Below are 9,191 nucleotides of genomic sequence, written 5' to 3'. Positions count from 1 at the left end.
CTTATGCTCACCCATGATCCCCAGCGGATACTGAACAGGCATCTCCCAACCCGCAAAATCAACCAGCTTGCCTCCCAACTCAACATGGAGATCGTAGAGAGGAGTGCGTTTTAAGTCAGTCATAGCTGTAGCCTTTCAATCAACGGGACTGGTCACGGACAACCATGACGGTGCAATGCGCGTTGCGCACAACACGGGCCAGGTTCGGGCCAATCTCATAGTTCGGGAAATCGCCTTTGGTCGACGCCATGACGATCAGATCAAAGCCGTCCTTATAGGCAAGCTTCAGAATTTCGCGGTAGACGCTGCCTTCTTCGACATGCACCGGCACATCAGAGGCATTGGCATGATCCAGTATGGCCTGAACCGCACCCCGCACGTGGTCTTTGGCGCCTGCGCCATAGTTGGCGGGTAGGTTCGGCAACTGGATGATCTCGGGGATGACGGCGACCGTGTGCAGTTCGGCACCATAGAATTTTGCCTGTTCCAAAGCGACCGGCAAAGCCAGTTTCCACGAGCGGTCGTCAGTGTGATCAATCGGCAGCAGGATTTTCGTGGCCATCACGTCTCTCCTCGAGATAGAAAATTTGTTTCAAAGGCGGGGGGCCGGGTTGGCCCCCCGTTTTATTTTGTCAGTGCCGAAGTTATTCGGCAGGTGAGCCGCCCGGTTCTTCGGACTGACCGTTCGAGGCAAAGAACTCTTTCGTCAGTTTGAAGACGATCGGGCTCAGCAATGCCAGAGCGATCAGGTTCGGGATGGCCATCATGGCGTTCAGCGTATCCGCCAGCAGCCAGACAAAGCCCAGATCTGCAGTCGCACCGAAATAGATCGCAACGATCCAAAGGATGCGGTAGGGCAGCAGGGATTTAACGCCCAGCAGGAACTCAACACATTTCTCGCCATAGAACGACCAGCCAAGGATGGTAGTGAAGGCAAAAATCGACAGCGCGATTGCGATCAGGTGACCACCACCCGGCAGAGAGGTTGCAAATGCCAGCGACGTCAGAGCCGCGCCCGATTCACCCGAGGTCCATGCGCCCGTCGAGATGATTGCTAGACCAGTGATCGAGCAGACGATGATGGTGTCGATGAACGTACCCAGCATCGCGATCAGGCCCTGATTGACCGGACCTTTGGTTTCGGCCGCTGCGTGTGCAATCGGAGCGGAACCCAGACCGGCTTCGTTGGAGAACACGCCACGTGCCACACCAAAGCGGATGGCGGCCCAGACAGCTGCACCTGCAAAACCGCCTTCAGCGGCAGATGGGGTGAAGGCGTAGGTAAAGACCAGCGACAGGGCGTTACCGATTTCGCCAATGTTGATGATCAGAACCAACAGGCCAGCGACGATGTAAGCGATCGCCATGGCCGGAACCAGCTTACCGGCAACCGCACCGATGCGGGTAATGCCACCCAGGATAACGGCGGCGGTCAGGACCATCAGAACAATTCCGGTGATCGAGGTATTCACGCCGAAATTCGATTCCAGAACTTGTGCCACACCGTTTGCTTGTACACCGTTACCGATGCCGAAGGCAGCAATGGCACCGAATAGGGCGAAGGCCCAACCCAGCCAGTGCCAATTCGACGACAGACCGTTCTTGATGTAGTACATCGGGCCGCCAACAAAATTGCCCAGCTCGTCCTTCTCGCGATACTTCACCGCGCAAACGGCTTCGGCATATTTGGTGGCCATGCCCACCAGGGCGGTCATCCACATCCAGAACAATGCGCCCGGACCGCCCAGGAAGACAGCAGTGGCCACACCGGCGATGTTACCCGTACCGATGGTCGCCGACAGCGACGTCATCAGCGCGTTGAACGGGCTGATCTGACCGTCACCCTGACCTTCGCGGCCTGCGAACAACAGCTTAAAGCCAGTGCCGATGCGCAGGATCGGCATGAATTTCAGCCCCACCTGCAAGAAGAAGCCGACGCCAAGAATGAGAACCAGCATGAGCGGCCCCCACACGACGCCATTGATGGCCCCTACGATTGAATTTAACGCTTCCATGGTTTCCCTCCCATTTGCGTTTGGATTATGCCCCGGTGGCGATAGCCCGTTGGCGGGCTTGCTTGAGGGCGGCAAAGTCTTCGTCCGCATGGAACGACGAACGGGTCAGCGGGGTTGCTGACACGTGCAGAAAGCCCTTGGAGCGCGCGATTTGCTCCAGTTGGGCGAATTCGTCCGGAGACCAAAAACGATCAATCGGGTGGTGTTTCGCGGTCGGTTGCAGGTATTGCCCGACCGTCAGGAAATCGACCTGAGCCGCGCGCAGGTCATCCATCACCTGGCGAACATCGTTTAGGGTTTCTCCCAACCCGACCATCAAGCCGGATTTGGTGAAGATCTCGGGGTTGGCGCGCTTGGCATCGTCCAGCAGCCGCAGCGAGGTATAGTAGCGCGCGCCGGGGCGAACGGACGGATACAGATGTGGAACGGTTTCCAAATTGTGGTTGAAGACGTCTGGGGCAGCCTGGAACACGACATCCGCCGCGTCGCCTTTACCTAGAAAATCGGGGGTAAGAACCTCGACCGTTGTGCCTGGGTTTTGGTGGCGGACGGCCCTAATGGTCTGAGCGATATGTTCGGCCCCGCCATCAGCCAGATCGTCCCGGTCCACGGATGTGATCACCACATGGCGCAGGCCCAGCTTTTTGACCGCCGCTGCGACGCGGCCCGGTTCAAATGCGTCCAATGCATCGGGACGTCCCGTGGCCACGTTGCAGAAGGAGCAACCGCGGGTGCAGATCTCGCCCATGATCATCATGGTGGCGTGACGTTTGGACCAGCATTCGCCGATATTGGGGCAGGCGGCCTCTTCGCAGACGGTCGCCAGATTGTGCTCGCGCATCAGACGACGGGTTTCGTAATACTCGGCGCTGTCGCCCTTTTTCTTGCGAATCCACTTGGGCTTACGCGGGATGACACTGTCTGCCTTCTTGGCCTTTTCAGGGTGGCGGGGGCGAAGCTGGATGGTCATCTGGCAGGTCCCTCTTAGGCGTGGATTGCGCGGCCCATGGCGTCAAGGCAGGCTTCTTTGACCGCCTCGCCCATGGCTGGGTGTGCATGACAAGTGGCAGCGACCTCGGCGACGGTTGCGCCTTTGGTCATGGCCAGAACCAACTCGGCAATCAGGTCTCCTCCGTGGGCGCCACAGATGTGGGCGCCCAGGATTTTGCCGCTTGGGTCCGCCAGAACCTTGACTGCGCCGTCGGTGTCGCCGGTCGAACGGGCGCGCGAGTTGGCCATGAAGGCGAACTTGCCAACCGAATACTCGGTGCCAGCCTCTTTCAGCGCTTCTTCGGTCAGACCGACCGAAGCGACCTCGGGGTCGGTATACACGACCCCCGGCACGGTGTTGTAATCGACATGGCCAGCTTGTCCTGCGAGAGTTTCCACGCAGGCGACGCCGTCTTCTTCGGCCTTGTGCGCCAGCATCGGACCGGGCACGCAGTCGCCGATGGCGTAAATGCCGGGAACCGAGGTCTGGAACGTCCCATCCACCTCGATGAAGCCGCGCTGACTTACTGTAACGCCCAGCTCCTCCAGGCCCAGCCCACGGGTGACAGGGCGGCGGCCCACAGCGATCAGGACCTTATCAGCCTCGATCACTTCTTCTTTGTCTTTGCCGACGCGATCAACGGTCAGCACCAGACCGGTATCGGTCTTTTCGACCGTTTTCAGCGCACGACCCAGCTGGAATTTCAACCCGCGCTTGGACAGTGCGCGTTGTGCCAGCTTGGCGATTTCACCATCAATGCCGGGTAGAACGCGGTCCAGATACTCGACCACGGTAACCTTTGCGCCCAGACGGGACCAAACCTGCCCCAGTTCCAGCCCAATCACACCTGCGCCGATCACGACCAGATGGTCCGGTACGCTCTCCAATGCAATCGCACCGGTCGAACTGAGGATGTCCTGCTCGTCGATCTCGATCCCCGGCAGCGAGGTCGGTTCCGAGCCGGTGGCGATCAGAATGTTTTTCGCTTGATAGACATCATCGCCGACCTTGACCTGTCCGGCAGAGGGGATGCTGGCCCAGCCATCGATATGGTCGACCCCGTTTTTCTTGAACAGAAACGCGATGCCTTTGGTCAGGTCGCCTACGATCTTGTCCTTACGCCCCATCATCGCGGGTACGTCGATGCTGGCCCCCTCGACCGCAATGCCGTGGGAGGAGAGATGTGCAAGTTCGGCATACTTGGCCGAGGAGGTCAGCAACGCTTTGGAGGGGATGCACCCCACATTCAGACAGGTCCCGCCAAGTGCCCCGCGCCCTTCGACGCAGGCCACTTTCAGTCCCAGCTGAGCCGCGCGGATCGCAGCGACATAGCCGCCAGGTCCGCCCCCGATGACAATCAGATCGTAGGTCATGACGCTAACTTTCAGTAGATCGGGTGGCTTGCGCACAGGGCGCGCACTTTTTCACGGGTTGCTTTTTCAACGGCTTCGTCTCCGCCCGGGTTCTGCGCCAGCGCGTCCAGAACGTCACCGATCAGATGGCCGATCTGCTTGAATTCCTCGGGGCCAAAGCCCCGGCTGCAACCGGCCGCAGTACCCAGACGAATACCGCTGGTGATGGTGGGTTTCTCGGGGTCACCGGGCACGCTGTTTTTGTTGCAGGTAAAGCCAGCGCGTTCCAGCGCGGCTTCGGCGTCTTTACCGGTTACGCCAACCGGGCGCAGATCCACCAGCATCAGGTGGTTTTCCGTGCCGCCCGAGACGATGTCGCAGCCACGTGCCATCATAACGTTGGCCAGAGCCGAGGCACTGTCGACGACGCGCTGCATGTACTCTTTGAATTCGGGTTTCAGAGCCTCACCGAAAGCGACGGCCTTACCGGCGATCACATGCATCAGCGGGCCGCCCTGCAAACCGGGGAATACGGCTGAGTTGATCTTTTTCGCCAGCGCTTCGTCATTGGTCAGGATGATGCCACCGCGCGGACCGCGCAGGGTTTTATGCGTGGTCGATGTCACGATATGAGCGTGCCCGACGGGAGAAGGGTGCAGGCCGGTTGCAACCAGACCGGCGATATGCGCCATGTCGGCTAGCAACCAGGCGCCAACCTCATCCGCAATCGCGCGGAAGCGGGCAAAGTCGATTTTCTGTGAATAGGCCGACGCGCCTGCAATGATCAACTGGGGCTTTTCGGCCTTGGCCAGTGCTTCGACCTGATCATAGTCGATCAGCCCCGCATCGGTCAAACCATATTGGATCGGACGGAACCATTTGCCGGATTGCGCCGGTTTCGCGCCATGGGTCAGGTGACCGCCCGCGTCCAACGACATGCCCAGAATGGTGTCACCGGGGCTGAGCAGCGCTAGCTTGACCGCGCCATTGGCCTGGGCGCCCGAATGGGGCTGCACATTCGCAAATTCGCAGCCAAACAGCTGCTTCAACCGGTCGATGGCTTCCTGCTCGACCTCATCCACATATTCACATCCGCCATAATAGCGGCGGCCGGGATACCCTTCGGCATATTTGTTGGTCAGAACCGAGCCCTGAGCGTCAATCACAGCCTGAGAGACGATGTTTTCAGATGCGATCAGTTCGATCTGTTCGGCCTGACGGGCGCCCTCGCGTGCAATCGATGCAGCAATGGTCGGATCGGCCTGTGTAAGCGACGTTTTGAACATGGTCATCTCCTCTGATTTCGAATCTCCGGTTCGAAACTATGTTTCCTATAGTGGAATTGATTCCCTTAAGGCAACATAAATCTCTTATTCGTGAAGTTGCGTGCGACTAAGGGAATATGTAAGCTGGAAAGAACGGGGAGATTTTCATGGGCGAAGACCAAAGAAACGAAGGGGTTACACCCGAAGAACTGGATGAAGGGGCGGCCTTGGGGCGTTCCATCCGCGACGCGCGACGGGAAAAGGGCTGGACTCTGGAAGAGGCCGGGCGTGCAGCAGGTATCGGGCGATCGACCCTGTCGAAGATCGAAAACAATCAAACCAAACCCAGCTTTGAGATCGTGCGGCGGTTGACACAGGCGCTGGATATGAACCCTCCGCAACTTTTTCTTCAATCGGGTCAGTCAGGCATAAACGGTCGGCGGGACTATACCGCTAAGGGGCAGGGTGAGTTCAGGGAAACCGCCACCTATTTGCACGAATTGCTGTGTTCGGATCTGACAAGCAAACGCATGCTGCCCTATGTGGCCACGATACGGGCCCGCGATATCTCTGAGTTTGACCCCTGGATCCGACATTCGGGCGAAGAATTCATGTACGTGCTGAGCGGCGAGTTGATTTTCATCTCGGAACACTACCGCCCTCTGCCGATGAAAGCGGGTGATTCGCTGTATTATGACAGCAGCATGGGGCATGGCTGTGTGTCGACCAGTGAAGAAGACGCGCAGGTTCTTTGGGTGTCGTTGGAATAGGTCGTGTACCTGGGAAACTTGGCGTTACCGCAGTTTATCACCTTTCCGGTGTGGCTTGGGTTTCGCGCACAGAAGAACTAAAAACCCAGTTTGTGGAAGTTTCAATATTGAGATCAGACGTCTTGGGATAGACCGCTAAAACCTGCTGTGATCCTTTGCTGTCGCGGTTTAAGAACAATCTATGCAGTCAACTTCGTTTAGTTGGCGTCAAACACATTCGTTACCAAACCGCGATTCCGGAACCCCAATACCGCTGAAGCTTGAATTTCCGTGGGGCGAGCAAGAGTTTTGAGGAGGGAGAAACACGTACTTATGGTCGCGTGGTTCTCTTGGCCCTCAGCCCATTGAAAGCGCATATTTGGTGCTTTCCTATTGGGCTCATAAGAAGATTGATGCCGGTGAAAACCCCGACGCCCTCATCAGGCAGGTTTTGGAAGGGAGCGAAAGTGTCGCGGCCGTTGGCGTTGCTGCCTCGAAAATACTTTAGACTCAGCATGTCTCCGAAGTCAGTCTTCCCTTCATCGCGAATTTTAGGATTTGGGACATGGACATCAACCGGCAAGCTCAGGAGTTTGGACGTGGACTAAACTTGATGGGCATAGATCCACTGCAAGGTACGACCGACAAAGAACGCGAGGCGCTAAAATATCTTGATGAGAGAACCCACAAGACTCGCACCCTACAAAGCATGGCTCCTATAGCTTTGTTTTCGGCCTCGGATGAGCTGCGCGACGCCTTCAAATCAAAGATTGCCGGGTACGAACATCACCTGCCGATTTATTTCAATGAGGAATTTGGCAACGTCGAGCATATCGAGGCTGTCAGGCGCAATGCCGAAGAGTGGGCACGAATGGTCGAAAGCACCAGCTATCAAATTTTTTCTAAGCCTGACACTGAGGGCATGTCGGAGATTGCATAAGTGCCTCCCCAGCCGACCACGGAAGACGGCAAGAAACAATAGAAAGAGGCAAGGGATAAACTAAGCGAATACAATGTGTTCTTTTGGGCAAAGGCGCGGCTCAGTGGCGAAGCTCCTAATCCAGACTAGGCGCCCGAGGATGTAGTAAGTTTCGCCAAGGCGCGGGCTAGACACGATTCATTCTGTTTTTTTGGAACGCGCGGGTGAAGGGGTGCACCAGGCCGCATTGGCAGCTGTGGCCGCGCTTACCCGGTTGTTCCGGCCCTGTCCCGATGGCAAAGCAATAATCGCCATTGCGATACCGGATATCGCTGCATTTGAGCAGGAGGATTTCCTCAATCCGAGAGCCGATTGTAAGAACGATAAGCGGAACCCAGTAGGTCGCATCCCGGATGATAAGCTTGCCTCGTTTCCACCGGCGATGGGCCGAAAGACAGCCGGTGAAAATCGGCGACGTCAGGAACTTTGCCAGGCGTTCTTCGGTCCAGGGTATTTGGATCTTGGGCATGGTCACGCGTACATAGAGCTCATCATTCGGGGCCTGCGCCGCGATGTGCCCTTCGACCTCTTTATGGGACAACGCCTCTGGAGGATTGATGCCGAGGTTCTTGGCACTCTTGAACATACGATTCCGCCCATCCCGATCTCGCTTGATAGTCGTTATGGTGCGGCGTGGAACCAGGTTATCGGCCAGGATCACCCGCTTTTCTGCAACCGAGATATCGTCTCGCCCCCTGATCTCTTCGGTCACCAGGAGGTCATGAGCATCAGCTGCAGAGATCTCGGTCGCCTTCGAGATTATCTTTCCTTCTTTGTTAAAGCGGTTCTTACCGTGACTACGACCTTGGGTGCGGGGTAGTCGGGCTTCCCAAGCAAAGAACTCTTTTTGCCGTTCCTCGTGATCGCCGAGACGGGAATATCGCCGAAGAATTCCAGCGTCAGCTTTTCTAGGGCATTGATGTTGCCCTGCATTGACGGGGTTGGATGGTTTTTCCGGGGTCTGGCCCCAAGCGTGTGAGAGAAGAACGGGCTCCTGAACGAAGCCGTCGAAATCCTCGATACCATGTTCTTTGAGCAGTTCACGGCTGGCAGTCCGCGCATCGTCGCCATCGGCTACGTCACTCTCGACATCGTTAATGCGCCGCTTGAGCGAAATGGCCTGGCGACCGAGGTCCGGCGAGAGCGGATTCGGCAAGGCAAGCGATATCATTTCACTGGCTTTTTTAAGCAGCTCTTTAACTCCCTCCCAATTTCCGCGCCTGGCGGCGCGGCGCAGTTTCTTGTTTTCAGCTTCGAGTTTTTCAATGCATTCGTCCACATCTTCCTTGGACAGACTACCCATGCTGTTCTACTCGGCCAGGATCCGGGACAACTCCACCCGGAGGGCTTCATTCAGCAGGGCCTTGGCGTCGGCAGGGGGCAGGGCAGTTGTATTCAGCGTGTCCACGATTTCGATCTCCTTTTGCTCGCAGACCGTGAAGAGCCTTGCGGCTCACATCACGGCGTCGCGCGGGAGATCGGTTCGCAACGAAAAACAGAGAAATGAGTTTGTTTGAGGGTTTGATAAGCTTCTGCGTAGGCGCTTGCGGAAATAGAAATACCGGCCCCTTCTCATAAGGTAGGGGCCGGCGCAGAGCTTGGGTTTTCGGTGGGACGAGTCGGCGCGCTTGCGGGCATAGCGCGCATCGGCATGTGTTACACTATGTGTCACAGTTTCGGATGGCTGTGACACATCGTTTTTCAGGGACTCTGTAAAGCTCTTATTTTCTTGGATTTTTTGAAGCATGTGGCTGGGGTGGTAGGAATCTTTGCCGTCCGATGAAACCTAAGAGCTTTTCCAACCGGCGGCCGAAACTGGGGCGGTTCCGAGGCATTTCGG

The 9,191-nt window shown here is 57.0% G+C and carries 8 protein-coding genes and 1 pseudogene; 2 read left to right on the top strand and 7 right to left on the bottom strand.

The annotated features are described in order from the left end of the window. The 6 genes and pseudogenes from gcvT to glyA all read right to left on the bottom strand — a co-directional run. Nucleotides 1-123, bottom strand: a pseudogene (gcvT, locus tag ACR0AJ_RS05415) (glycine cleavage system aminomethyltransferase GcvT); the annotation flags it as partial. A gap of 16 nt (nucleotides 124-139) precedes the next feature. Next, nucleotides 140-562: a universal stress protein gene (locus ACR0AJ_RS05410; protein ID WP_170347762.1), complete on the bottom strand. Its 423-nt coding sequence runs from the start codon at nucleotides 560-562 to the stop codon at nucleotides 140-142. A gap of 82 nt (nucleotides 563-644) precedes the next feature. Continuing rightward, the gene (locus ACR0AJ_RS05405; RefSeq protein WP_170374140.1) at nucleotides 645-2,015 is read right to left on the bottom strand and encodes an alanine/glycine:cation symporter family protein; all 1,371 of its coding nucleotides are present in this window, start codon (nucleotides 2,013-2,015) and stop codon (nucleotides 645-647) included. 25 nt (nucleotides 2,016-2,040) lie between these two features. After that, entirely contained in the window at nucleotides 2,041-2,985 is a 945-nt protein-coding gene (gene lipA, locus ACR0AJ_RS05400) for a lipoyl synthase (protein ID WP_170374142.1), read from the bottom strand. A gap of 14 nt (nucleotides 2,986-2,999) precedes the next feature. Beyond that, the gene (gene lpdA, locus ACR0AJ_RS05395; protein ID WP_425081143.1) at nucleotides 3,000-4,379 is read right to left on the bottom strand and encodes a dihydrolipoyl dehydrogenase; all 1,380 of its coding nucleotides are present in this window, start codon (nucleotides 4,377-4,379) and stop codon (nucleotides 3,000-3,002) included. Nucleotides 4,380-4,390: 11 nt separating this feature from the next. Further along, nucleotides 4,391-5,644 carry a serine hydroxymethyltransferase gene (glyA, locus tag ACR0AJ_RS05390; RefSeq protein ID WP_480645944.1) on the bottom strand — a complete coding sequence of 418 codons (1,254 nt, stop codon included), beginning with the start codon at nucleotides 5,642-5,644 and terminating at the stop codon, nucleotides 4,391-4,393. A gap of 146 nt (nucleotides 5,645-5,790) precedes the next feature. Here glyA and ACR0AJ_RS05385 point away from each other — a divergent pair, with 146 nt between their 5' ends. Then, nucleotides 5,791-6,393, top strand: coding sequence for a helix-turn-helix domain-containing protein (locus ACR0AJ_RS05385; RefSeq protein ID WP_170347767.1), 603 nt, complete (start codon nucleotides 5,791-5,793; stop codon nucleotides 6,391-6,393). Nucleotides 6,394-6,937: 544 nt separating this feature from the next. Continuing rightward, entirely contained in the window at nucleotides 6,938-7,312 is a 375-nt protein-coding gene (locus ACR0AJ_RS05380) for a hypothetical protein (RefSeq protein WP_170347768.1), read from the top strand. A 166-nt stretch (nucleotides 7,313-7,478) separates the two neighbouring features. On the opposite strand, the gene ACR0AJ_RS05375 is transcribed toward ACR0AJ_RS05380, so the two are convergent. Further along, nucleotides 7,479-8,654 (bottom strand): hypothetical protein, encoded by a 1,176-nt coding sequence (locus ACR0AJ_RS05375; protein WP_480740293.1) that lies wholly within the window; start codon nucleotides 8,652-8,654, stop codon nucleotides 7,479-7,481. Nucleotides 8,655-9,191: the final 537 nt, after the last annotated feature.

Source organism: Ruegeria sp. CJ9 (assembly GCF_056536625.1).
Note: the sequence above shows the minus strand (reverse complement) of the source record. Positions and strands in the feature narration are given on the sequence as shown.